The organism is Citrobacter sp. Cb023, assembly GCF_030336805.1.
Classification (GTDB): Bacteria; Pseudomonadota; Gammaproteobacteria; order Enterobacterales; family Enterobacteriaceae; genus Citrobacter; species Citrobacter braakii.
In genome coordinates, this window is sequence record NZ_JAOWCV010000032.1 from 1 (window position 1) to 25,265 (window position 25,265).

Annotated in this window: 22 protein-coding genes and 1 rRNA gene; 14 read left to right on the forward strand and 9 right to left on the reverse strand. The window is 51.8% G+C overall.

The window, feature by feature from the left end; all coding sequences use genetic code 11:
• Positions 1-47 precede the first annotated feature (47 nt).
• Positions 48-1,589, reverse strand: a 16S ribosomal RNA gene (locus OGW44_RS06470).
• Between the two features lie 454 nt (positions 1,590-2,043).
• On the opposite strand from OGW44_RS06470, the gene OGW44_RS06475 reads away from it, so the two are divergent.
• Together OGW44_RS06475 and mdtD are read left to right on the forward strand one after the other, a co-directional pair.
• Positions 2,044-2,748, forward strand: coding sequence for a FadR/GntR family transcriptional regulator (locus OGW44_RS06475; protein ID WP_016157828.1), 705 nt, complete (start codon positions 2,044-2,046; stop codon positions 2,746-2,748).
• 1 nt (position 2,749) lies between these two features.
• Positions 2,750-4,177 (forward strand): multidrug transporter subunit MdtD, encoded by a 1,428-nt coding sequence (gene mdtD / locus OGW44_RS06480; protein ID WP_016157827.1) that lies wholly within the window; start codon positions 2,750-2,752, stop codon positions 4,175-4,177.
• Here the strand turns inward: mdtD and rbsR are convergent.
• The 7 genes from rbsR to kup all read right to left on the reverse strand — a co-directional run bounded on the left by rbsR (position 4,143) and on the right by kup (position 12,089).
• Positions 4,143-5,135: a ribose operon transcriptional repressor RbsR gene (gene rbsR, locus OGW44_RS06485; RefSeq protein ID WP_016155093.1), complete on the reverse strand. Its 993-nt coding sequence runs from the start codon at positions 5,133-5,135 to the stop codon at positions 4,143-4,145. The two genes, mdtD and rbsR, sit on opposite strands and share 35 nt — an antisense overlap.
• Positions 5,136-5,138: 3 nt before the next feature.
• Positions 5,139-6,068, reverse strand: coding sequence for a ribokinase (gene rbsK / locus OGW44_RS06490; protein ID WP_185654884.1), 930 nt, complete (start codon positions 6,066-6,068; stop codon positions 5,139-5,141).
• Between the two features lie 141 nt (positions 6,069-6,209).
• Positions 6,210-7,100: a ribose ABC transporter substrate-binding protein RbsB gene (gene rbsB, locus OGW44_RS06495; protein WP_003023760.1), complete on the reverse strand. Its 891-nt coding sequence runs from the start codon at positions 7,098-7,100 to the stop codon at positions 6,210-6,212.
• Between the two features lie 24 nt (positions 7,101-7,124).
• Entirely contained in the window at positions 7,125-8,090 is a 966-nt protein-coding gene (rbsC, locus tag OGW44_RS06500; RefSeq protein ID WP_003023762.1) for a ribose ABC transporter permease, read from the reverse strand.
• A 5-nt stretch (positions 8,091-8,095) separates the two neighbouring features.
• The gene (gene rbsA / locus OGW44_RS06505; protein ID WP_185654885.1) at positions 8,096-9,601 is read right to left on the reverse strand and encodes a ribose ABC transporter ATP-binding protein RbsA; all 1,506 of its coding nucleotides are present in this window, start codon (positions 9,599-9,601) and stop codon (positions 8,096-8,098) included.
• 7 nt (positions 9,602-9,608) lie between these two features.
• Positions 9,609-10,028 carry a D-ribose pyranase gene (rbsD, locus tag OGW44_RS06510; RefSeq protein WP_016155090.1) on the reverse strand — a complete coding sequence of 140 codons (420 nt, stop codon included), beginning with the start codon at positions 10,026-10,028 and terminating at the stop codon, positions 9,609-9,611.
• 192 nt (positions 10,029-10,220) lie between these two features.
• Positions 10,221-12,089: a low affinity potassium transporter Kup gene (gene kup / locus OGW44_RS06515; RefSeq protein ID WP_003023768.1), complete on the reverse strand. Its 1,869-nt coding sequence runs from the start codon at positions 12,087-12,089 to the stop codon at positions 10,221-10,223.
• A 330-nt stretch (positions 12,090-12,419) separates the two neighbouring features.
• Between kup and ravA the strand changes: the two genes are divergently transcribed.
• Both ravA and viaA read left to right on the forward strand, forming a co-directional pair.
• A complete protein-coding gene (ravA, locus tag OGW44_RS06520) occupies positions 12,420-13,916 on the forward strand; it encodes an ATPase RavA (RefSeq protein WP_185654886.1) in 1,497 nt (498 codons plus the stop codon).
• Entirely contained in the window at positions 13,910-15,361 is a 1,452-nt protein-coding gene (viaA, locus tag OGW44_RS06525) for an ATPase RavA stimulator ViaA (RefSeq protein WP_016155088.1), read from the forward strand. Before ravA ends, viaA begins: the two co-directional genes overlap by 7 nt.
• A 3-nt stretch (positions 15,362-15,364) precedes the next feature.
• Here viaA and asnA read toward each other — a convergent pair whose 3' ends face one another.
• Entirely contained in the window at positions 15,365-16,357 is a 993-nt protein-coding gene (gene asnA / locus OGW44_RS06530; protein ID WP_016155087.1) for an aspartate--ammonia ligase, read from the reverse strand.
• Between the two features lie 151 nt (positions 16,358-16,508).
• Between asnA and asnC the strand changes: the two genes are divergently transcribed.
• From asnC to atpA, 10 genes are all read left to right on the forward strand, one after another.
• Entirely contained in the window at positions 16,509-16,967 is a 459-nt protein-coding gene (asnC, locus tag OGW44_RS06535; protein ID WP_185654887.1) for a transcriptional regulator AsnC, read from the forward strand.
• A gap of 88 nt (positions 16,968-17,055) precedes the next feature.
• Positions 17,056-17,505: an FMN-binding protein MioC gene (gene mioC, locus OGW44_RS06540; protein ID WP_185654888.1), complete on the forward strand. Its 450-nt coding sequence runs from the start codon at positions 17,056-17,058 to the stop codon at positions 17,503-17,505.
• Positions 17,506-17,877: 372 nt separating this feature from the next.
• Positions 17,878-19,767, forward strand: coding sequence for a tRNA uridine-5-carboxymethylaminomethyl(34) synthesis enzyme MnmG (gene mnmG / locus OGW44_RS06545; protein WP_016155085.1), 1,890 nt, complete (start codon positions 17,878-17,880; stop codon positions 19,765-19,767).
• 103 nt (positions 19,768-19,870) lie between these two features.
• Positions 19,871-20,494 (forward strand): 16S rRNA (guanine(527)-N(7))-methyltransferase RsmG, encoded by a 624-nt coding sequence (gene rsmG / locus OGW44_RS06550; protein ID WP_080859242.1) that lies wholly within the window; start codon positions 19,871-19,873, stop codon positions 20,492-20,494.
• Positions 20,495-21,108: 614 nt separating this feature from the next.
• Complete coding sequence (gene atpI, locus OGW44_RS06555) at positions 21,109-21,489, forward strand: F0F1 ATP synthase subunit I (RefSeq protein ID WP_003023790.1); 381 nt, start codon at positions 21,109-21,111, stop codon at positions 21,487-21,489.
• 7 nt (positions 21,490-21,496) lie between these two features.
• Positions 21,497-22,312 (forward strand): F0F1 ATP synthase subunit A, encoded by an 816-nt coding sequence (gene atpB, locus OGW44_RS06560; protein WP_003023792.1) that lies wholly within the window; start codon positions 21,497-21,499, stop codon positions 22,310-22,312.
• A 46-nt stretch (positions 22,313-22,358) separates the two neighbouring features.
• Entirely contained in the window at positions 22,359-22,598 is a 240-nt protein-coding gene (gene atpE, locus OGW44_RS06565) for a F0F1 ATP synthase subunit C (protein ID WP_003023794.1), read from the forward strand.
• A 59-nt stretch (positions 22,599-22,657) separates the two neighbouring features.
• Positions 22,658-23,128, forward strand: a complete 471-nt coding sequence (gene atpF / locus OGW44_RS06570) for a F0F1 ATP synthase subunit B (protein ID WP_003827022.1) — start codon at positions 22,658-22,660, stop codon at positions 23,126-23,128.
• 14 nt (positions 23,129-23,142) lie between these two features.
• On the forward strand, positions 23,143-23,676 hold the full coding sequence (gene atpH, locus OGW44_RS06575; RefSeq protein WP_006687767.1) for a F0F1 ATP synthase subunit delta: 534 nt from the start codon (positions 23,143-23,145) through the stop codon (positions 23,674-23,676).
• A 12-nt stretch (positions 23,677-23,688) separates the two neighbouring features.
• Positions 23,689-25,230 (forward strand): F0F1 ATP synthase subunit alpha, encoded by a 1,542-nt coding sequence (gene atpA / locus OGW44_RS06580; RefSeq protein ID WP_003023802.1) that lies wholly within the window; start codon positions 23,689-23,691, stop codon positions 25,228-25,230.
• Positions 25,231-25,265: the final 35 nt, after the last annotated feature.

Sequence of the window (25,265 nt, forward strand, 5' to 3'; positions counted from 1 at the left end):
TTCATCAGACAATCTGTGTGAGCACTACAAAGAACGTTTCTTTAAGGTAAGGAGGTGATCCAACCGCAGGTTCCCCTACGGTTACCTTGTTACGACTTCACCCCAGTCATGAATCACAAAGTGGTAAGCGCCCTCCCGAAGGTTAAGCTACCTACTTCTTTTGCAACCCACTCCCATGGTGTGACGGGCGGTGTGTACAAGGCCCGGGAACGTATTCACCGTGGCATTCTGATCCACGATTACTAGCGATTCCGACTTCATGGAGTCGAGTTGCAGACTCCAATCCGGACTACGACATACTTTATGAGGTCCGCTTGCTCTCGCGAGGTCGCTTCTCTTTGTATATGCCATTGTAGCACGTGTGTAGCCCTACTCGTAAGGGCCATGATGACTTGACGTCATCCCCACCTTCCTCCAGTTTATCACTGGCAGTCTCCTTTGAGTTCCCGGCCGAACCGCTGGCAACAAAGGATAAGGGTTGCGCTCGTTGCGGGACTTAACCCAACATTTCACAACACGAGCTGACGACAGCCATGCAGCACCTGTCTCAGAGTTCCCGAAGGCACCAAAGCATCTCTGCTAAGTTCTCTGGATGTCAAGAGTAGGTAAGGTTCTTCGCGTTGCATCGAATTAAACCACATGCTCCACCGCTTGTGCGGGCCCCCGTCAATTCATTTGAGTTTTAACCTTGCGGCCGTACTCCCCAGGCGGTCGACTTAACGCGTTAGCTCCGGAAGCCACGCCTCAAGGGCACAACCTCCAAGTCGACATCGTTTACGGCGTGGACTACCAGGGTATCTAATCCTGTTTGCTCCCCACGCTTTCGCACCTGAGCGTCAGTCTTTGTCCAGGGGGCCGCCTTCGCCACCGGTATTCCTCCAGATCTCTACGCATTTCACCGCTACACCTGGAATTCTACCCCCCTCTACAAGACTCTAGCCTGCCAGTTTCGGATGCAGTTCCCAGGTTGAGCCCGGGGATTTCACATCCGACTTGACAGACCGCCTGCGTGCGCTTTACGCCCAGTAATTCCGATTAACGCTTGCACCCTCCGTATTACCGCGGCTGCTGGCACGGAGTTAGCCGGTGCTTCTTCTGCGAGTAACGTCAATCACTGCGGTTATTAACCACAATGCCTTCCTCCTCGCTGAAAGTACTTTACAACCCGAAGGCCTTCTTCATACACGCGGCATGGCTGCATCAGGCTTGCGCCCATTGTGCAATATTCCCCACTGCTGCCTCCCGTAGGAGTCTGGACCGTGTCTCAGTTCCAGTGTGGCTGGTCATCCTCTCAGACCAGCTAGGGATCGTCGCCTAGGTGAGCCGTTACCCCACCTACTAGCTAATCCCATCTGGGCACATCCGATGGCAAGAGGCCCGAAGGTCCCCCTCTTTGGTCTTGCGACGTTATGCGGTATTAGCTACCGTTTCCAGTAGTTATCCCCCTCCATCGGGCAGTTTCCCAGACATTACTCACCCGTCCGCCACTCGTCACCCAAGGAGCAAGCTCCTCTGTGCTACCGTTCGACTTGCATGTGTTAGGCCTGCCGCCAGCGTTCAATCTGAGCCATGATCAAACTCTTCAATTTAAGTTTGATGCTCGTGAATTAAACTTCGTAATGAATTACGTGTTCACTCAGAGACTTGGTATTCATTTTTCGTCTTGCGACGTTAAGAATCCGTATCTTCGAGTGCCCACACAGATTGTCTGATAAATTGTTAAAGAGCAGTGCCGCTTCGCTTTTTCTCAGCGGCGCGGGGTGTGCATATTACGCCATCCCGCTACAGAGTCAAGCGTTTATTTTCGCCTTTCTCCGCTGACCCGGCGGTTTGTAATCCGTTGTTCCGTGTCAGTGGAGGCGCATTATAGGGAGTTATTTCAGGCTGACAAGGGGAAATTTAAAATAACTTTCCGAATGCGTGTTTTTTCAGCAAAACCACCATTAACATGCCATAAAATAAGCAAATTGCCGCTTTTGCAGCCGCAATAACGCTTCCAGGTGGCATACTAATGAATAGGAAATAAAGTAAGGAAAACCATTCATGCCGTTAAATGCCCAACAGCTAGCCGCACAGAAAAACCTGTCCTACGTTCTGGCCGAAAAGCTGGCTCAGCGAATATTAAAAGGTGAATACGCACCGGGCGCTATATTGCCTGGCGAAATAGAGCTGGGCGATCAGTTTGGCGTGAGTCGTACCGCGGTAAGAGAAGCGGTAAAGACGTTAACGGCAAAAGGTATGGTATTACCGCGCCCGCGTATTGGTACACGCGTCATGCCGCAGGCAAACTGGAACTTCCTCGACCAGGAGCTGCTCACCTGGTGGATGACAGAAGATAATTTCTCTCAGGTCATTAAACATTTTCTGGTGATGCGTATCAGCCTGGAGCCTCAGGCGTGTTTACTGGCGGCGACTATAGGTACGGCAGAACAGAAAGCGCATCTCAACACGCTGATGGAAGAAATGGTCGAGCTGAAAAGAAACTTCAGACGCGAGCGTTGGATTGAGGTTGATATCGCCTGGCATGAACACATCTATGAAATGAGTGCGAACCCGTTCCTTATCTCCTTCGCGTCACTCTTCCATTCCGTTTACCAGACCTACTTTACCTCTATTACCTATAACGACGTGGTCAAGCTGGATTTACACCAGGCCATTGTCGACGCAATAGATGAGAGCGATGGCGATCGCGCCTTCGCTGCCTGTCAGGCATTGCTGATAGCACCGAACGTGCTACCGGATAAATAATATGTCAGAAAAGAAATCACGCAGTATGGCCGGGCTACCGTGGATAGCAGCCATGGCCTTTTTTATGCAGGCACTAGACGCCACGATCCTCAATACCGCCTTACCCGCAATAGCACACAGCCTTAACCGCTCTCCGCTCGCCATGCAGTCAGCCATTATCAGTTACACCCTGACGGTCGCGATGCTGATCCCGGTGAGTGGATGGCTGGCAGACAGGTTTGGTACCCGGCGCGTCTTTATGATAGCTGTTAGCCTGTTTACGCTGGGTTCGCTGGCCTGTGCGCTGTCCAGCTCCCTAAGCGAACTGGTGATTTTCCGCATCATTCAGGGCATTGGCGGCGCTATGATGATGCCCGTTGCCCGTCTGGCATTATTGCGTGCTTACCCCCGCAGCGAACTGCTTCCCGTGCTTAACTTCGTAACCATGCCTGGACTTGTGGGGCCGATTTTAGGTCCGGTATTGGGCGGTGTACTGGTCACGTGGGCCAGTTGGCACTGGATCTTCCTGATTAATATTCCAATTGGGGTTGCCGGTATCTTCTATGCCCGCAAATATATGCCGAACTTCACCACGCCGCGCCGCGGTTTTGATATGACCGGTTTCTTTCTGTTTGGTTTGAGCCTGGTGTTGTTTTCCAGCGGGGTAGAGCTGTTCGGTGAGAAGCTTGTCGAGACCTGGATAGCGCTCAGCATTATTCTTGCCAGCATTCTGTTACTGCTCGCCTACATTCGCCACGCGCGTCGTCACCCAACGCCGCTAATATCGCTTCCTATATTTAAGACCCGAACTTTTTCCGTCGGGATCGCCGGAAACCTTGCCACTCGTCTGGGTACAGGGTGCGTGCCCTTCTTAATGCCGCTGATGTTGCAGGTAGGCTTTGGATACCCGGCGCTGATAGCCGGTTGCATGATGGCGCCAACGGCGCTGGGATCAATCCTGGCAAAATCAATGGTGACGCAGGTGTTGCGCCGGCTCGGCTACAGAACCACACTGGTGGGTGTTACGGTATTTATCGGCCTGATGATTGCGCAGTTCGCATTGCAATCTCCCGCCATGCCGGTCTGGATGTTGATCCTGCCGTTGTTCATTTTGGGTATGGCGATGTCCACCCAGTTTACCTCCATGAATACCATTACTCTGGCGGACCTGACCGATGAAAACGCCAGCAGCGGCAACAGTGTGCTGGCCGTTACTCAGCAGTTATCAATCAGTTTAGGGGTCGCCATCAGCGCAGCCGTTCTGCGTATCTATGAAGGTATGGAAGGAACCAATACGGTCGAGCAGTTCCACTACACCTTTATGACGATGGGCGCTATCACGGTAGTGTCTGCGCTGATGTTCATGCTGCTAAAAGCAAAAGATGGACGTAATCTGATTAAAGAGCGACATAATCCTAAACCGACCCCCGCTCCATCAAAACAGGAGTAAGTTGCAGGCGCTGTTGCTGTAATGCGGGCTGCGCCATCCGGTGGATTAATACATCGATGGCCAGTTCGCCCAGTTCATCTTTTGGTTGATGGATGGTCGTCAGCGGCGGCGTCATATAGCGCGCCAGCTCGATATCATCATAACCCACCACCGCCATATCCTGCGGAATGCGCAATCCCGATTGGTACAGTGCCTGATACGCGCCAACCGCCATGGCATCATTGCCGGTAAAAACGGCCTGCGGTCGCTGTTTATGCGACAGCAACGTTTGCATAGCTTCAAAGCCGCCGCCGAACTCAAAGTCACCGGTAATCTCGTAACCTTCCGGGACCGGCAACCCCGCCCGCTTCATTGCCGCCCGATATCCTTCCAGACGCAAACGCGCCGGAGTTTTATCCAGCGGCCCGGTGATGCAGGCAATGCGCGTAAAACCTTTTTCGATAAGATGTTGAGTGGCTAAATCCCCGCCCAACAGGGAGTTATCCTGGATCAGATCGCTTTCACCATCAAAAGGCGACCAGTCCATCATGACGGTCGGTATAGAAGGATAGCGTTGCATGATCTCCCTGGAAGGTTGATGTGTTTCCGTGCAGAGCAGCAGCAAGCCGTCCACCCGTTTTTGCATTAACGTTTCCAGATTACGGTTCATGCGCTGTTCATCACCTTCAGTGTTGCACAGCACCAGGCTGTAGCCGCGTTCAAAACAACTACGTTCAACGCCGCGCACCAGCTCGGAATAAAAGGGGTTGGTACTGGCAGTGATTAACATGCCAATAGTGTGGGTCTGGTTTAACTTGAGACTACGCGCCAGCGCTGAGGGCGCGTAGTTAAGCTCTTTAATCGCCGCTTCAACTTTGTCAGTGACAGACTCACTGACAAAGCGATCTTTATTAATGACGTGAGAAACCGTCGACGTGGAAACCCCCGCCAGGCGGGCGACGTCCTTCATTGTAGCCAAGCGTTACCTCTGTTGACCTAAAAACGCTTCTATTTCTTCGCGCCATGGAACGGAAGGCTGTGCGCCCTTACGGGTGACCGCAATCGCCGCAGCGGCATGTGCAAATCGGATCGCTTCAGGCAGCGGAGTCTCTTCCAGTAACGCTGTAATTAACGCGCCGTTAAAGGTATCCCCAGCAGCGATGGTATCAACGGCGTCCACTTTAAACCCTGGCACACGCTGACCTTCACCATTTACGCTGGCCCACACCCCGCGACTGCCTAAGGTAATCAGTACAGTATGGATCCCCTTCGCGTGCAATGCCTGCGCAGCTTTGGCCGCGTCTTCATCGTTTTCAACCCGGATCCCCGTGAGCTTTTCAGCCTCGGTTTCATTCGGGGTAATAATATCCACCAGCGCCAGCAGTTCGTCAGAAAGTTCACGTGCCGGGGCCGGGTTAAGGGCTACCGTGGTCTTATTTTGATGTGCAATCTTTGCCGCAGCCAGTACGCTTTCGATCGGCGACTCTAACTGCATCAGTAAGGCAGACGCCTGGGCAATACGCTCATGCTGAGCTTCCACCAGCGCAGGCGAAAGTGCCGCGTTCGCACCAGCATGAATGCCGATGACGTTCTCACCTTCACCATTCACAAAAATCAACGCCACACCGGTCGATTCCCCCGAAATTACGCTAATCGGCGCAATATCGATATTATCTTTAGCTAACTGTTTACGAACACTTTCGCCAATATCATCATCACCCGTACAGGCAATAAATGCGATATTCGCGCCACTACGCCCCGCAGCAACAGCCTGATTCGCGCCTTTACCACCAAATGCGACCTGATAATGGTTACCGGTTACGGTTTCACCAGGTGTCGGGAAAGAGTTAAGGTTGAGGATGTGATCGGCATTGATACTGCCAAGAACAACGAGGTTGCCTGCGGTTTTCATATTTGGTGTTCCAAGTCAAAGTGCGCCACCGGATTAGGGTGGCGCGTGCCCTGCTTTTCTTTTTACGCTTTCATCCCCAAAACCCGATACGGGGATGGCGTCTTTATGTCTCCATCAGGCCGCGAGCGACCTGAATCGGTATTACTGCTTGATGACCAGCTTCAGGTCAACCGGATATTTAGCCTGAACCTTCTCGCCTTTCAGGACTTTATCCGCAGTCTCAACGCCTTTCGCGCCGATCTGATCCGGCAACTGAGCAATGGTCGCAGCCAGTTTGCCATCATTTACTGCTTTTTCGCCATCTGGAGTACCGTCAAATCCAACCACCATCACATCAGATTTACCCGCAGTTTGCAGTGCGCGCAGCGCACCCAACGCCATTTCATCGTTCTGGGCAAATACGGCCTGCACGTCAGGATGCGCGGTAAGCAGGTTCTGCATGACGTTCAGACCTTTGGTGCGGTCGAAGTCGGCCGGCTGGCTGGCCAGTACGTTAAATTTGTGTGCCGCAACAGCCTGCTGGAAACCTTCACCACGCTCACGCGCCGCTGAAGTACCGGCAATACCCTGCAGTTCGATAACTTTCGCGCCTTCACCCGCTTTCTTCGCGATGTAATCGCCCGCAATCTTACCGCCCAGCACGTTATCAGATGCAATATGGCTTACCACTTCGCCTTTGGACGCAACGCGGTCCAGGGTGATAACCGGAATTTTCGCCTGGTTAGCCATCTTCACAGCGTTACCAACAGCATCGGAGTCCGTCGGGTTAATCAGCAGAATTTTAGTTCCACGAACCGTTAAATCCTGAACGTTAGCCAGCTCTTTCGCCGGGTTGTTCTGTGAATCCAGAATCACCAGGTTGTAGCCCAGCTTATCAGCCTCTTTTTGCGCCCCGTCCTTCAAAGAAACAAAGAACGGGTTGTTGAGGGTGGAGACCACCAGCGCAATGGTATCTTTCGCCATCGCATTCGCGCTCACGGTGGCGCTCAGCGCAACAGCAGAAACTAGGGTAGCCAGTTTTTTCATGTTCATATTTAAGATGTCCTGTAATCGTTGTTACTGCTTTTTGTTGTCTACCAGTACCGCCAGCAAAATCACCACCGCTTTGACGATCATCTGGTAATAGGAGGATACACCTAACAAATTCAAACCATTATTGAGGAAACCAAGAATCAATGCGCCGATCAGCGTCCCAACAATACGTCCTTTACCGCCCGCCAGGCTGGTACCACCTAACACCACCGCGGCGATAGCATCCAGCTCATAGCCAGTACCTGCCGTCGGTTGCGCAGAGGAGAGGCGCGCTACTTCAATGATGCCCGCCAGCGATGCCAGCAGACCACACAGGGAGTAAACGATAATTTTGATTTTACTTACGCTGATACCGGACAGGCGCGTTGCCGCTTCGTTACCGCCCAGCGCATAGATATAACGACCCAGACGAGTGTGGTGCAGCATGTACCACGCCGCGAGGAAGACAATCCCCATAATCCACACAGGCGTAGGGACGCCTAACGGACGACCAATACCAAACCAGCCAAACAGATCGGCATTGTCAGTAAACCCGGTATTAACCGGACTGCCGTTGGTGTATACCATGGTCACACCACGCAGCAGCAGCATCATCACCAGGGTCGCGATAAACGCCTGTACCCGGCCTTTCGCGACAATCACCCCGGTTACCGCGCCAATAGCAGCACCGAGCGCCAGGGCCGCAGCGACAGCCACCAGCGCATTGACTTCAATCCCTACAATGGAAGCCGCAACCGCACCGGTAAGCGCCAGCAAAGAACCGACAGACAGATCGATCCCCGACGTCAGGATAACCAGCGTCATGCCAACGGCCATGATGGCGTTCACCGACGTTTGCTGGAGGATGTTGAACAGGTTATTAACGGTAAAAAAGTTAGGGCTCATGGTGGAAACAATCGCGATCAGCACTAACAGAGCGATGAGCGACTTTTGCTCCAGAAGCCATGCTTTAGTGAAATAACGGCGACCAGAAACAGCCTGGGTAGTCATCTTTTTTACTCCTGATTCACGCGATTAAGCTTGCCCACAGCGGCAGCCATTAATACTTCCTGAGTGGCCTGCTCGCGAGTGAACTCACCGCCGAGATGCCCTTCATGCATAACGATAATTCGATCGCTCATGCCCAATACTTCTGGCATCTCAGAGGAGACCAGAATGATGCTCAGCCCATCGGCCTTAAACTGGTTGATAAGCTGATAGATTTCTTTCTTAGCCCCAACGTCAACGCCGCGCGTTGGTTCATCGAGGATCAGGACTTTTGGTCGGGTCATCAGACCGCGCGCAATCGCCACTTTCTGCTGATTACCGCCAGAAAGCAGGCCGATAGCCTGTTCCATCGATGGCGTTTTAACATTGAACAGACGAATAAAATCACCTACCGCCTGCTGCTCGTCTTTATGTTTAAGGCTTCCACCAGCGCGACTGAAATAACGCAGCGCGGTTAGTGACATGTTCTCTTTCACCGACATGCCCAGCACTAAACCATCGCGTTTACGGTCTTCAGAAATATAGACGATGCCGTTAGCCAACCCATCCTGCGGCGAACGGGTGACCACTTCATGGCCATCAAGCGTGACGTAACCGCTGGTGCGCGGCAATGCGCCGTACAACACTTTCATCAGCTCGGTACGTCCGGCACCCATCAGCCCCGATACGCCAAGGATCTCGCCTTTACGTAGCGTGAATGAAACATCGTTTACGCCAGGGCCGCACAGGTTATCGACCTTCAGGCGAATATCACCCGGCGCTTTTTCCAGGCGCGGGTATTGATCTTCCAGCTTACGTCCCACCATCATTTCAATCAGCGAGTCTTCGGTCAGCGAGGCGACTTCACGCTCGGCAATAAACTGCCCGTCGCGAAAAACGGTCACGTCGTCACAAATCTCGAAGATCTCTTTCATGCGGTGAGAAATATAGACAATACCGCGTCCCTGGGATTTCAGTTCGCGAATGACGCGGAACAGGGATTCGGTTTCGGTATCAGTGAGCGCATCCGTCGGTTCATCCATAATGATGACCTTCGATTCAAAGCTCAGCACTTTGGCAATTTCAACCATCTGCTGATCGCCAATCGACAGTTCACCGACCAGTCTGTCGCTTTTAAAGCGCAGATTCAGTTTGGCAAGCAGCAGATCGGCTTCGGCGTACATCTTCTTCCAGTCAATTTTGCCAAAGCGATTAACGAACTCACGGCCAAGAAAAATGTTCTCGGCGATAGTGAGTTGCGGGATCAAATTCAGCTCCTGGTGGATGATACCGATTCCGGCTTCCTGGGAGGATTTAGGGCCGTTAAAGGTGGTATCTTTTCCCAACCACAATAAAGAACCGGCATCACGGGTATAGATCCCGGTCAGCACTTTCATCATGGTGGATTTGCCCGCGCCGTTTTCGCCCACCAGCGCCATTACGCGGCCTGGGTAGACATTCAGCGCGGCGCCGGATAGCGCTTTTACGCCCGGGAACGCTTTATCGATCCCTTTGAGTTGCAGTAATGCGTTCATGATGGCCTCAGAACGTGACGCCAGCACAGAGAATGATATTCGCATACGGAGAACACTCTCCGCTGCGAATTACCGCCTGACTGTCTGCGGTTTGTTTTTTGAATTGTTCATGCGTGGTGTAACGAATTTCTATGGTGTTTCCCTGGTGTTGTTGCAGTTGCTCAATGTGGCTGAGCAACGTTTCGTGGAGTTGCGGATTATGTTGTTTAATTTCCGTCGCGAGAATGGCCGCCTCGACCTGCATTTCACGTGTCACCACATCCAGTACCTGCATAAAAGAAGGTACGCCCTGGGTTAATGCCATATCGATACGCGTTGTGCTATTCGGGATGGGTAAACCTGCATCACACACCACCAGCGTATCGGTATGCCCCAGACGGGAGATCACCGATGAAATTTCAGAGTTGAGTACCGTGCCTTTCTTCATTTTCTTTCCCCACTAGCGAAACGTTTCGCTGAAGATAAGTGTAGAGCGAAGAGTGGAGATAAAACCACCGCGAAGTTATGAAAATGTGATCGTCATCGAAACGTTTCGCAAGGATTATCATTCGATGAAATGAAAACTGGGAGGGACAAAACAAAACGCCCCCTTTCGCGATGAAAGAGGGCGTCGATGAGATTAAATCTCGACCTGAGTACCGAGCTCAATAACCCGGTTCGGTGGGATTTCAAACTGGTCCGGGGCGCGCAGCGCATTGCGTTGTAGTAGCAGATACAGCTTGCCACGCAGACGCAGATACCATGGTCGTTTTCCAACAATCAACGACTCGTGCGACATGAAGAACGAGGTTTCCATCATCCGACAGCTTAAGCCTTCCAGACCGCAGCGATGGAACACTTCTTCAACGTTCGGCGTTTCGCGCCAACCGTAGCTGGCCACCACGCGCCAGAAGGTGGGCGATAACTGCTCAATCTGCACCCTACGCACATTGTGAACATATGGCGCATCTTCCGTGCGCAGCGTCAGCAGAATAACGCGTTCATGCAGGACCTTGTTATGTTTGAGGTTATGCAGTAGCGCAAACGGGATGACGTTCAATGCACGAGACATGTACACCGCCGTTCCCGGCACGCGTACCGGTGGTGATTTCTCCAGAGAGGCAATCATCGCCTCCAGAGAGTTGCCGTGCTCATGCATGCGACGCAGCAGACGGAAACGCTCGCTTTTCCAGGTGGTCATGATGGTGAACATCACCAGACCCAGCGTCAGAGGCAGCCAACCGCCGGAAATCAGTTTATCGAGGTTCGCGGAGAACAGCGGAACATCGACGCACAAGAACGCCACCAGGATCAGGAAGACGAAGTATTTATTCCAGTGCCAGTTTTTGCGCGCCACGGTGGTCGACAGAATTGAGGTCAGCACCATCGTCCCCGTCACCGCAATCCCGTACGCCGCAGCCAGATTGCTGGAGTGTTCAAAGCTCACAATCACAATAACCACTGCGAAATAGAGCATCCAGTTAACGAAAGGAATGTAGATCTGGCCCGATTCCATTTCCGAGGTATGGATTATACGCATCGGCGATAAATACCCCAGACGCACGGCCTGACGCGTCAGTGAGAAGACGCCGGAGATAACCGCCTGTGAAGCGATAACCGTTGCCAGCGCGGCGAGGATCAGGAGCGGTATCAACGCCCAGTCCGGTGCCAGCAGGAAGAACGGGTTTTTAATCGCTTCAGGATGCTTTAACAGCAACGCCCCCTGACCAAAATAGTTCAGTACCAGCGAAGGCAATACCACGGAGAACCATGCCAGGCGAATCGGCAACTTACCGAAGTGGCCCATATCCGCATACAGCGCTTCAACACCGGTAATCGACAACACCACCGCACCCAGCGCAATAAAGGACAACGTTTTGAATTCGAGGAAGAAATGCACCGCCCAATATGGATTGAGCGCCTGCAGCACTTCCGGATTGCCAATAATACTGCGCACGCCTAACACCGCCAGCGTCAGGAACCACAACAGCATAATCGGCGCAAACAGCTTACCGACCATGCCGGTACCGTGTTTTTGAATCAAAAACAGCAGGGTCAGTACGATTATCGAGAGCGGAACAATCCAGGTATCCAGTTGCGGGGCAATGATCTCCAGACCTTCAATCGCCGACATCACCGAGATAGCAGGCGTTATCACCACTTCTCCATAGAAGAAGCTGCCGCCAATCAACCCCATAATCACCAGCATGGAGGTTGTTCGTGCTGAAGTATTACGCCCGGCCAATGACATCAGCGTCAGGATCCCGCCTTCTCCGGCGTTATCCGCGCGCATGACAAACGTCAGGTATTTAATGGAGACAACAAAGATCAGCAGCCAGAAAATCAGCGAGAGAAAGCCAAATACAGCATCACGTTCAACGCCAAAACCAAACTGGCCGGACAAACATTCACGAAGCGTATAAAGTGGGCTGGTACCAATATCACCGTAGACAACCCCAATGGCCGCAAGGGTAATCGCAGACAATGATTGTTTATTATCAGTGCTCATAGACTCGTCTTTCGTTTATACACATCATCTTTCAAGCCACCTCCGCGTGGGCTGCATTCGTTATTCCCCCCATCCCAGAAGAAAACTCCATTGCCGCCTTGGTGCAGCTTGATTGATTTGGTGTATATATAAGAAATGTGTGCGTCGTCCCTTGGCCCACAAAAAGGCGCACAGTATGCACGATTAATCGCAAAATCGTACCCCTAAATGAGACCAGATTAATCTGGCTCAAAGAAAAATAAGCGCACCTTCAGTCTATTACTGCACTGGTGTGAAGCATCTATACTCGCTGTTTATGCAGTACATTTGGCGAAAGGACGCCACTTCATTATGGCTCACCCACATTTATTAGCGGAAAGAATTTCCCGTCTGAGCAATGCGCTGGAAAAGGGACTTTATGAACGTAGCCACGCCATTCGTCTGTGTCTGCTGGCTGCACTTAGCGGCGAGAGCGTTTTCTTATTAGGCCCTCCCGGGATCGCGAAAAGCTTAATTGCCCGCAGACTGAAATTTGCCTTTCAAAATGCTCGCGCCTTCGAATATCTGATGACGCGCTTCTCTACGCCGGAAGAGGTTTTCGGCCCGCTGTCCATTCAGGCGTTAAAAGACGAAGGTCGCTATGAACGCTTAACGGCAGGCTATCTCCCTGAAGCTGAAATCGTCTTTCTCGATGAAATCTGGAAAGCGGGACCGGCGATTCTTAACACCCTGCTGACCGCCATCAACGAACGCCACTTCCGCAACGGCGCGCATGAAGAGAAAATCCCGATGCGCCTGCTGGTGGCAGCCTCCAACGAACTGCCTGAAGCAGACAGCAGCCTGGAAGCGCTGTACGACCGTATGCTGATTCGTCTGTGGCTGGATAAAGTCCAGGACAAGGCCAACTTCCGCTCGATGCTGTTAAGTCAGCAGGATGAAAGCGACAATCCGGTCCCGGCATCGTTACAGGTAACGGATGAAGAGTATTACCAGTGGCAAAAGGACATTGGCGCCATCACGCTTCCCGATCGCGTGTTTGAGCTTATTTTCATGTTGCGCCAGCAGCTGGGCACGCTACCGAATGCCCCCTACGTGTCCGATCGTCGCTGGAAAAAAGCCATTCGTTTACTCCAGGCCAGCGCCTTCTTTAGCGGACGTGATGCGGTAGTTCCCATCGACCTGATCCTGCTGAAAGATTGCCTGTGGTACGACGCACAAAGCCTGAATCTAATGCAGCAGCAGCTGGAAATATTGATGACCGGACACGCATGGCAACAGCAAGCCATGCTGACCCGTCTGGGCAGTATTGTGCAGCGCCGCATTCAGCTCCAGCAGCAGCAAAGCGATAAAACAGCATTCACCGTGATCCGTCAGGGCGGCATGTTCAGCCGTCGTCCTCATTATGATTTACCGCCGGAGGCCACGTCTTCCGTCGTGACATTACTACTGCAAAAGCCTTTAAAGCTGCATGATATGGAAGTAATCCATATTGCTTTCGAACGTAGCGCGCTCGAACTGTGGTTAACCAAAGGCGGTGAGATCCGCGGAAAATTAAACGGCATCGGTTTTGCCCAGACGCTGAACATGGAAGTGGATAGCGCGCAGCACCTGGTTGTACGCGACGTCAGCTTACAAGGCTCTCGCCTGGCATTGCCCGGTACATCACAAGAGAGTATGCCCGCTGAAATAAAACAGGAGCTTGAAGCGCTCGATAACGAGTGGCATCAGCAGCACAGCGCATTTAGCGAGCAGCAAAAATGTCTGTTTATTCATAGCGACTGGTTAGGCCGCATTGAGGCCAGCCTGCAGGATGTCGGGGCGCAAATCCGCCAGGCGCAACAATGCTGACCCTTGATACGCTCAACATCATGCTGGCAGTCAGTGAAGAAGCGATGATCGAAGAGATGATCGTCGCCCTGCTGGCTTCTCCAAAGATGGTGGTATTTTTTAACAAATTCCCTCGCCTTAAAAAAGCGATCACTGACGATATTCCCCGCTGGCGTGAATCTTTGCGTAGCCGCCTCAAAGATACCCATGTACCGCCGGAGTTAGCGGAAGAGGTTATATGCTATCAACAAAGCCAGCTCCTCTCTCATGCGCAGTTTATCGTCCAGCTACCGCAAATATTGTCGCTATTACACCACCTCCATTCGCCATGGGCCGGACAAGCGCAGCAACTGGTCAATGACAACAGCGCGTTTACGCCTGCCCTACATACGCTTTTTCTCCAGCGCTGGCGCCTGAGCCTGGTGGTGCAAACCACAACGCTGAATCAGCAACTGCTGGAAGAAGAGCGCGAGCATTTGCTCAGTGAAGTACAGGAACGGATGACCCTCAGCGGGCAACTGGAACCCGTACTGGCAGAAAATGACAACGCCGCAGGCCGGTTGTGGGATATGAGCGCAGGTCAAATCAAGCGCGGTGATTATCAGTTGATGGTGAAATATGGCGAATTCCTGACGCAACAACCTGAACTCCAGCGTCTGGCTGAGCAGTTAGGCCGTTCCAGAGAAGCGAAATCCGTACCGCGTAAAGATGCGCCAATGGAAACCTTCCGCACCCTGGTGCGCGAACCGGCAACCGTCCCGGAGCAAGTAGATGGCATCCAGCAAAGCGACGATATCCTGCGCCTGCTGCCGCCGGAACTGGCCACGCTGGGCATTACCGAACTGGAATACGAGTTCTACCGACGACTGGTGGAAAAGCAGCTGTTGACCTATCGCCTGCACGGCGAAGCATGGCGTGAGAAAGTCACGGAACGCCCCGTAGTGCATCAGGATTTTGACGAGCAACCGCGCGGACCTTTTATCGTCTGCGTTGATACTTCGGGATCGATGGGCGGGTTTAATGAGCAGTGTGCGAAAGCCTTTTGCCTGGCGCTAATGCGCGTCGCCCTTGCCGATAACCGACGCTGTTTCATCATGCTGTTTTCAACAGAAGTAGTGCGCTATGAGCTATCCGGCCCGGAGGGCATTGAACAGGCGATCCGTTTTTTAAGTCAGCGTTTTCGCGGCGGTACCGATATTGCCAGCTGTTTTCGCGCCATTACTGAGCGCATGCAGGGTCGGGAATGGTTTGATGCTGATGCGGTGGTGATCTCAGATTTTATCGCTCAGCGATTGCCCGATGAGGTTGTCAGCAAAGTGGGGGAATTACAGCGGGTGCACCAACACCGTTTTCACGCGGTGGCGATGTCAGCACATGGTAAACCCGGCATCATGCGCATTTTCGATCATATCTGGCGCTTTGATACCGGGATGCGAAGCCGCCTGCTCAGACGCTGGCGGCGTTAATTCTTACAACAGAGAGGCGACGCTTTCACGTACCTGTGCCGGCCATACGCCACACTGAACCTGACCAATGTGTGGTAATTGCAGCAACAGCATGGTCAGACGCGACTGCCCAATTCCTCCACCAATCGTCTGTGGCATTTCACCGCGCAGCAGCGCCTGGTGCCATTCCAGACTCAGACGATCTTCATCTCCGGTCAGAGACAGCTGATGTTTCAGAGCGTCAGCATCCACACGGATCCCCATAGAAGACAGCTCAAACGCATCCTCCAGTACCGGGTTCCAGACCAAAATATCACCGTTCAGACCGGCGTGACCCAGCTCGGACGCTGAACTCCAGTCATCATAATCCGGCGCACGTACATCATGGCGGTGACCGTCGCTGAGCTTGCCGCCGATCCCCACCAGGAATACCGCGCCCAACTCTTTAGCAATCGCACGTTCACGACCTTTTGCGTCAAGACCAGGATAACGAGATAACAGTTCCTGGCTATGAACAAAGTGAATCTGCTCTGGCAGGAACGGTGCCAGACCAAACTCTTTGCTCACCGCAGCTTCGGTAGCCTTAATTCCCGCCCAGATAGCCTCTACCGTGCTTTTCAGAGTGGAGAATTGACGCTCGCCGTCGCCCATCACGCGCTCCCAGTCCCACTGGTCAACATACACTGAGTGCAGCGGGGAAAGGCGATCTTCATCGGGACGCAGGGCCTTCATATGCGTGTACAGCCCTTCGCCTGCGCTAAAGTCGTGTTGTCCTAATGTTTGACGCTTCCACTTCGCCAGTGAATGAACCACTTCGAATTGAGCGTCTGGCAATGCTTTAACCTTCACCTGCACCGCTTTTTCACAGCCCGACAAGTTATCTTGCGTGCCATCTCCTACGCGGCTGAGGATCGGAGCCTGAACTTCGATCAGACCTAAACGCTCTTCCAGCTGACGAGAAAAATGAGATTTTACGAAGCTAATTTGACGTTGTTTGGCAATGTAAGCGGTTTTCATTATGTGTACTCCTGTGTCCTGTTGCCTATGATTAAGCAACAGAATGTAGGTAATATTCAATAATCAACAAACAAAAAGCCGTCTTCGATTTTGATTCGTTAAAATTAACGTCTAAAATAGAGGGAATCATTAATCTACATAAGAAAAACCTATGGAAAATTATCAGATCGACAATCTGGACCGCGGCATTCTTGACGCCCTGATGGAAAATGCCCGAACGGCCTATGCCGAATTGGCCAAACAGTTCGGCGTGAGCCCGGGGACAATTCACGTTCGCGTAGAGAAGATGAAGCAGGCCGGGGTTATTACCGGCGCGCGGATTGATGTTAGTCCCAAACAGTTGGGCTATGACGTCGGTTGCTTTATCGGCATCATCCTGAAAAGTGCGAAAGACTATCCGTCAGCGTTGGCCAGACTGGAAAGCCTCGATGAGGTGACCGAAGCGTATTACACCACCGGGCACTACAGCATCTTTATAAAGGTGATGTGCAAGTCGATCGACGCGTTACAGCAGGTACTTATCAACAAGATCCAAACAATTGATGAAATTCAGTCCACGGAGACCCTGATCGTCCTGCAAAACCCGATCATGCGTACCATCAAGCCATGATCGCTTTTTTTAATCCCCTATTTTTCCACAGGTAGATCCCAGCTCGCTCACAGCGTACAATACGCCCTCTTTATAAAGGTGGGCGATCATGGCAGAAATCACTCTTATCAGCGGCAGCACGCTTGGCAGTGCGGAATATGTAGCAGAGCATCTGGCTGAAAAACTGGACGACGCGGGTTTTTCCAGCGAAATACTGCATGGGCCAATGCTTGAAGAGGTCCCGACTGATGGGATCTGGCTGATTATTAGCTCCACGCACGGTGCGGGAGACATTCCTGACAACCTGCAGCCTTTATATGATGCCTTATGCGAGCAAAAACCGGACTTTTCACAAGTGCATTTTGGTGCAATCGGGATCGGCAGTCGTGAATATGACACCTTTTGCGGCGCAATCGACAAGCTGGAAGCCGAACTGAAAGCCTGCGGGGCAAAACAGATCGGCGAAACGCTCAGGATCAACGTACTGGAACATGAAATTCCGGAAGATCCGGCTGAAATTTGGCTGGGATCCTGGCATCCATTGCTCAGAGATTTGTAAAGATCGTACTTTTTTATGTGGATAACTCTGGTTAAAAGCTTGGATCAACCGGTAGTTATCCCAAGAACAACCGTTGTTCAGTTTTTGAGTTGTGTATAACCTTTCATTCTGCTCCCAGCTTATACGGGCCAGGATCACCGATCATTCACAGCTAATGATCCTCAACAACCTGTTGATCTTATTCAAAGGATCGCCCTTATCCACAGAAAGTTGCGATCCTAATAAGAGATCACAATAAAACAGATCTCTAAATAAAAAGATCTTCTTTTTAATACCCAGGATCCCAGGGCTTTCTCGATCGACTAAAGTTGAGTAGAATCCACGGCCCGGGCTTCAATCCACTTTCACACCGCGTTATGCGAGGCAATTACCATGTTTTATCAGGATCCTTTTGACGTCATCATCATTGGCGGGGGTCATGCAGGCACCGAGGCCGCAATGGCCGCGGCGCGAATGGGTCAACAGACTCTGCTTTTGACACACAATATCGACACACTGGGACAGATGAGTTGCAACCCGGCGATCGGCGGTATTGGGAAGGGACACCTGGTAAAAGAAGTGGATGCGCTTGGTGGGTTGATGGCAAAAGCGATCGACCATGCAGGTATCCAGTTTAGGATACTAAACGCCAGCAAAGGGCCAGCCGTTCGTGCTACCCGAGCTCAGGCCGACCGTGTGCTCTATCGCCAGGCTGTACGCACCGCACTCGAGAATCAACCCAATCTGATGATCTTCCAACAGGCGGTTGAAGATCTGATTGTTGAAAACGATCGTGTTGTGGGTGCAGTGACCCAAATGGGACTGAAGTTCCGTGCCAAAGCGGTTGTATTAACCGTAGGGACTTTTCTTGACGGCAAAATTCATATTGGTCTGGACAACTACAGCGGCGGCCGTGCTGGCGATCCGCCGTCTATCCCGCTGTCACGCCGTCTGCGTGAACTGCCGTTACGCGTCAGCCGCCTGAAAACCGGTACGCCGCCGCGTATCGATGCACGCACTATTGATTTCAGCGTGCTCGGCCAGCAAAACAGCGATAACCCGATGCCGGTCTTCTCATTCCTGGGCGATGCTTCTCAACATCCGCGTCAGATGCCGTGTTACATCACGCATACCAATGAGAGAACCCATGACGTGATCCGCAATAACCTCGATCGTAGCCCGATGTACGCAGGCGTGATCGAAGGTATCGGTCCGCGCTACTGCCCGTCGATCGAAGACAAAGTGATGCGCTTTGCCGATCGTAATCAGCATCAGATCTTCCTCGAGCCGGAAGGACTGACGTCTAACGAAATTTATCCGAATGGTATCTCCACCAGCTTGCCGTTCGATGTGCAGATGCAAATTGTCCGCTCCATGCAGGGAATGGAAAATGCCAGAATCGTCCGTCCTGGCTACGCGATTGAGTATGATTTCTTCGATCCGCGCGACCTGAAACCCACTCTGGAAAGCAAATTCATCCAGGGTCTGTTCTTTGCGGGCCAGATTAACGGTACTACCGGTTACGAAGAAGCTGCCGCGCAAGGGATGTTGGCGGGTCTGAACGCCGCACGCTTGTCTGCTGAGAAAGACGGCTGGGCACCGCGTCGCGATCAGGCTTATCTTGGTGTACTGGTGGACGATCTGTGTACGCTTGGCACCAAAGAACCGTATCGCATGTTCACCTCACGCGCAGAATACCGTTTGATGCTGCGCGAAGATAACGCCGACCTGCGTCTAACCGAAATTGGTCGTGAACTGGGTCTGGTGGACGACGAGCGCTGGGCTCGTTTCAACGAGAAGCTAGAGCGTATCGAACAGGAACGTCAGCGTCTCAAATCAACCTGGGTAAATCCGTTAGCGGAATCTGCAGCAGAAGTGAATGCTCACCTGGCTACGCCTTTGTCACGTGAAGCCAGCGGTGAAGATCTCCTGCGCCGCCCGGATATGACCTATGCTCAGTTGACCTCTTTATCTGCGTTTGCACCAGCGCTTGACGATGCTCAGGCCGCGGAACAGGTTGAGATTCAGGTGAAATACGAAGGGTATATCGCCCGTCAGCAGGAAGAAATCGAAAGACAACAGCGTAATGAGAACACCCTGTTGCCTGCAACGCTGGATTATCGTCAGGTCTCAGGCTTGTCGAATGAAGTTATCGCCAAGCTGAACGATCACAAACCGGTATCGATCGGCCAGGCATCGCGTATTTCTGGCGTAACGCCTGCCGCCATTTCCATTCTGCTGGTATGGCTGAAGAAACAAGGTATGCTGCGCCGCAGCGCTTGATAACACTATTTTGGCGGCGGGCGCTTCGCCTGCCCGCCCTACCAATTTGTAGTCCCGATAAGCTATAGCGCATCGGGAAATTGATTATGAACAGGTAACGACCGTGCTCAACAAACTCTCTCGTCTGCTGGCTGATGCTGGTATTTCTCTTACCGATCACCAGAAAAATCAGCTGATTGCGTATGTCGATATGCTGCACAAATGGAACAAAGCGTACAACTTGACGTCGGTACGGGATCCCAACGAAATGCTGGTGCGCCATATTCTGGACAGTATTGTCGTCGCGCCGTATCTGAAGGGGGAGCTTTTTATCGACGTGGGTACGGGACCGGGCCTGCCGGGTATTCCTCTCTCTATCGTGCGCCCAGAAGCGCATTTCACACTGCTGGATAGTCTGGGAAAACGCGTCCGTTTCTTGCGTCAGGTGCAGCATGAGCTTGCGCTTACTAACATCACTCCTGTGCAAAGTCGCGTTGAAGAATTCCCTTCAGAGCCGCCGTTCGATGGGGTCATTAGCCGTGCGTTCGCGTCACTTACTGATATGGTGAGTTGGTGCCATCATTTGCCTGGACTGGATGGGCGTTTTTATGCGCTAAAAGGGCAGTTGCCTGAAGATGAAATTGCTTCGTTGCCTGCAGAATTCAGCGTCGAGTCGGTCGAAAAATTACGCGTTCCGCAACTGGATGGTGAACGTCATCTGGTGGTTATTAAGCCAAACAAAATTTAATTTTTATCAAAAAAAATAGAAAAAAAACGGCTATTCAGGTGTTAAAAGTCATAGGGAATAGTGTGGTTAAATGTCGTTACAATTCACTAGCGCCTTACGGTTTTGCATCATAACTATAACGTACCGTTTTTTGTTAAAAGCGAAACAAGTCAGCTGTGAAAATATCAGTCTGCTAAAAATAGAACGTAAGAACCACCCGTTGTGTTAATTTTTTATTATAAATGTCAATGCGTGGTTTTTTTGTTGTTAGCTGTTGTTTTTGAAATAGTGGCTATTTTTACGCTTAAATATCAAAAAGATGAAAAGGCATCATTTGCCACGTAAATAAATTATGCGAAGGTGAATATGTTCAATATGTGATCTGGTGCACGCTTTGCCGCCAGTATTTACGCGGCATTTGCAGTTTTGCATGATCGTTCACAGTTTGCTTAAAAGTGATAAATGTGGGGTAGCGAAAAATATTTAAACATTTATTCACTTTTTAGCTACTTATTGTTTGAAATCACGAAGGCGCACCGTATAATTTGACCGCTTTTTGATGCTTGACTCTAAGCCATAAAGAACGTTTTATACGACACGCGGCATACCTCGAAGGGAGCAGGAGTAAAAACGTGATGTCTATGTCGCTCTTGAGTCGAAACGTTGCTCGTAAGCTTTTGCTCACACAGTTTCTGGCGGTAATAGCAAGTGGATTGCTGTTTAGCCTCAAAGACCCTTTCTGGGGCATCTCCGCATTGTGCGGTGGATTGGCAGTGTTACTGCCTAATGTGTTGTTTATGATATTTGCCTGGCGTCACCAGGCGCATACACCAGCTAAAGGCCGAGTAGCCTGGACGTTCGCCTTCGGCGAAGCCTTCAAGGTGTTAGCTATGCTGGTTTTGCTGGTGGTGGCGTTGGCTGTTTTGAAAGCGGTATTCATGCCGCTGATCGTTACGTGGGTTTTGGTGCTGGTGGTTCAGATACTGGCGCCGGCTGTAATTAACAACAAAGGGTAAAGGCATCATGGCTTCAGAAAATATGACGCCGCAGGATTACATAGGACACCATCTGAATAACCTTCAGTTGGACCTACGTACATTCTCGCTGGTGGATCCGCACAACCCCCCAGCCACCTTCTGGACGCTCAATATTGACTCCATTTTCTTCTCGGTGGTTCTGGGTCTGTTGTTCCTGCTTATGTTCCGTAGCGTAGCTAAAAAGGCGACCAGCGGCGTACCAGGTAAATTTCAGACCGCGATTGAGCTGGTAATCGGCTTTGTGCATGGTAGCGTGAAAGACATGTACCATGGCAAAAGCAAGCTGATTGCTCCGCTGGCCCTGACGATTTTCGTCTGGGTATTCCTGATGAACTTGATGGATTTACTGCCTATCGACCTGCTGCCGTACATCGGTGAGCATATCTTTGGCCTGCCGGCTCTGCGTGTGGTTCCGTCTGCTGACGTAAACATCACCCTGTCGATGGCGCTGGGCGTATTTATCCTCATTCTGTTCTACAGCATCAAAATGAAAGGCATCGGCGGCTTCGCGAAAGAGTTGACGCTGCAGCCGTTCAATCACTGGGCGTTCATCCCTGTCAACTTAATCCTTGAAGGGGTAAGCCTGCTGTCCAAACCAATTTCTCTTGGTCTGCGACTGTTCGGCAACATGTATGCCGGTGAGCTGATTTTCATTCTGATTGCTGGTCTGTTGCCGTGGTGGTCACAGTGGATCCTGAATGTGCCATGGGCCATTTTCCACATACTGATTATCACGCTGCAAGCCTTCATATTTATGGTTCTGACGATTGTCTATCTGTCGATGGCATCTGAAGAGCATTAATTTACCAACACTACTACGTTTTAACTGAAACAAACTGGAGACTGTCATGGAAAACCTGAATATGGATCTGCTGTACATTGCTGCCGCTGTGATGATGGGTCTGGCGGCAATCGGTGCTGCGATCGGTATCGGCATCCTCGGGGGTAAATTCCTGGAAGGCGCAGCGCGTCAACCGGATCTGATTCCTCTGCTGCGTACTCAGTTCTTTATCGTTATGGGTCTGGTGGATGCAATCCCAATGATCGCTGTAGGTCTGGGTCTGTACGTGATGTTTGCTGTCGCGTAGTAAGCGTTGCTTGAATTAAGAGCAATATCAGAACGTTAACTAGATAGAGGCATTGTGCTGTGAATCTTAACGCAACAATCCTCGGCCAGGCCATCGCGTTTGTCCTGTTCGTTCTGTTCTGCATGAAGTACGTATGGCCGCCTTTAATGGCTGCCATCGAAAAACGTCAAAAAGAAATTGCTGACGGCCTTGCTTCTGCAGAACGAGCACATAAGGATCTTGACCTTGCAAAGGCCAGCGCGACCGACCAGCTGAAAAAAGCGAAGGCGGAAGCTCAGGTAATCATTGAGCAGGCGAACAAACGCCGTGCTCAGATCCTGGACGAAGCTAAAACTGAAGCAGAGCAGGAACGTACTAAAATCGTGGCACAGGCGCAGGCGGAAATTGACGCCGAGCGTAAACGTGCTCGCGAAGAGCTGCGTAAGCAAGTTGCTATCCTGGCTGTTGCTGGCGCCGAGAAGATCATCGAACGTTCCGTGGATGAAGCTGCTAATAGCGACATCGTGGACAAACTTGTCGCTGAACTGTAAGGAGGGAGGGGCTGATGTCTGAATTTATTACGGTAGCTCGCCCCTACGCCAAAGCAGCTTTTGACTTTGCCGTTGAGCACCAAAGCGTTGACCGTTGGCAGGATATGCTGACGTTTGCCGCTGAGGTGACGAAAAACGAACAAATGGCAGAGCTTCTCTCTGGCGCGCTGGCGCCGGAAACGCTCGCTGAGTCGTTTATCGCCGTGTGCGGTGAGCAGCTGGACGAAAGCGGCCAAAACCTGATTAGGGTAATGGCTGAAAATAACCGTCTGAATGCGCTCCCGGATGTTCTTGAGCAGTTTATTCATCTGCGTGCAGCCAGTGAGGCTATCTCTGAGGTAGAAGTCACTTCTGCCAATGCACTGAGTGATGAACAGCTTACGAAGATTAGTGCAGCGATGGAAAAACGTCTGTCACGCAAAGTTAAGCTGAATTGCAAAATCGATAAGTCTGTAATGGCTGGCGTAATCATCCGAGCGGGTGATATGGTCATTGATGGCAGCGTACGCGGCCGTCTTGAGCGCCTTGCAGACGTCTTGCAGTCTTAAGGGGACTGGAGCATGCAACTGAATTCCACCGAAATCAGCGAACTGATCAAGCAGCGCATTGCTCAGTTCAATGTTGTGAGCGAAGCTCACAACGAAGGTACTATTGTTTCTGTAAGTGACGGTGTTATCCGCATTCACGGCCTGGCCGATTGTATGCAGGGTGAGATGATTTCCCTGCCGGGTAACCGTTACGCTATCGCACTGAACCTGGAGCGCGACTCCGTAGGTGCCGTTGTGATGGGTCCATACGCTGACCTCGCCGAAGGCATGAAGGTTAAGTGTACGGGTCGTATTCTGGAAGTTCCGGTTGGCCGTGGCCTGCTGGGTCGTGTGGTGAACACTCTGGGTTCCCCAATTGACGGTAAAGGTCCGGTTGATAACGATGGCTTCTCGCCAATCGAAGTTATCGCACCAGGCGTAATCGAACGTCAGTCCGTCGACCAGCCAGTACAGACAGGTTATAAATCTGTTGATGCCATGATCCCAATCGGTCGTGGCCAGCGTGAGCTGATCATCGGTGACCGTCAGACAGGTAAAACTGCGATGGCAATCGATGCCATCATCAACCAGCGTGATTCCGGTATCAAATGTGTGTACGTGGCTATCGGCCAGAAAGCGTCCACCATTTCTAACGTGGTTCGTAAACTGGAAGAACACGGCGCACTGTCCAACACCATCGTTGTTGTGGCGACCGCGTCTGAATCTGCTGCTCTGCAATACCTGGCGCCATATGCCGGTTGCGCAATGGGCGAATACTTCCGTGACCGCGGTGAAGACGCGCTGATCGTTTACGATGACCTGTCTAAACAGGCTGTTGCTTACCGTCAGGTTTCCCTGCTGCTCCGTCGTCCACCAGGACGTGAAGCATTCCCGGGCGACGTATTTTACCTCCACTCCCGTCTGCTGGAGCGCGCATCCCGCGTAAACGCGGAATACGTTGAGAAGTTCACCAATGGTGAAGTTAAAGGTAAAACCGGCTCCCTGACCGCTCTGCCGATTATCGAAACCCAGGCGGGTGACGTTTCTGCGTTCGTTCCGACCAACGTAATTTCCATTACAGATGGTCAGATCTTCCTGGAAACCAACCTGTTCAACTCCGGTATTCGTCCGGCAGTTAACCCGGGTATCTCCGTATCTCGTGTAGGTGGCGCAGCGCAGACCAAGATCATCAAGAAACTGTCCGGTGGTATTCGTACCGCACTGGCGCAGTATCGTGAATTGGCAGCGTTTTCTCAGTTCGCTTCCGACCTGGATGAAGCTACTCGTAAGCAGCTGAGCCACGGTCAGAAAGTAACTGAACTGCTGAAGCAGAAACAGTATGCCCCAATGTCTGTAGCACAGCAGGGTGTGGTGCTGTTTGCGGCTGAACGCGGTTACCTCGAAGATGTGGAACTGGCGAAAATCGGTAGCTTTGAAGCCGCTCTGCTGGCTTACGTTGACCGTGACCACGCTCCGCTGATGCAAGAGATCAACCAGTCCGGTGGCTATAACGATGAAATCGAAGGTAAGCTGAAAGCTATCCTCGATTCCTTCAAGGCAACCCAGTCCTGGTAACGTCTGGCGGTCTGCTTTAGGGCGGACCGCAAGGC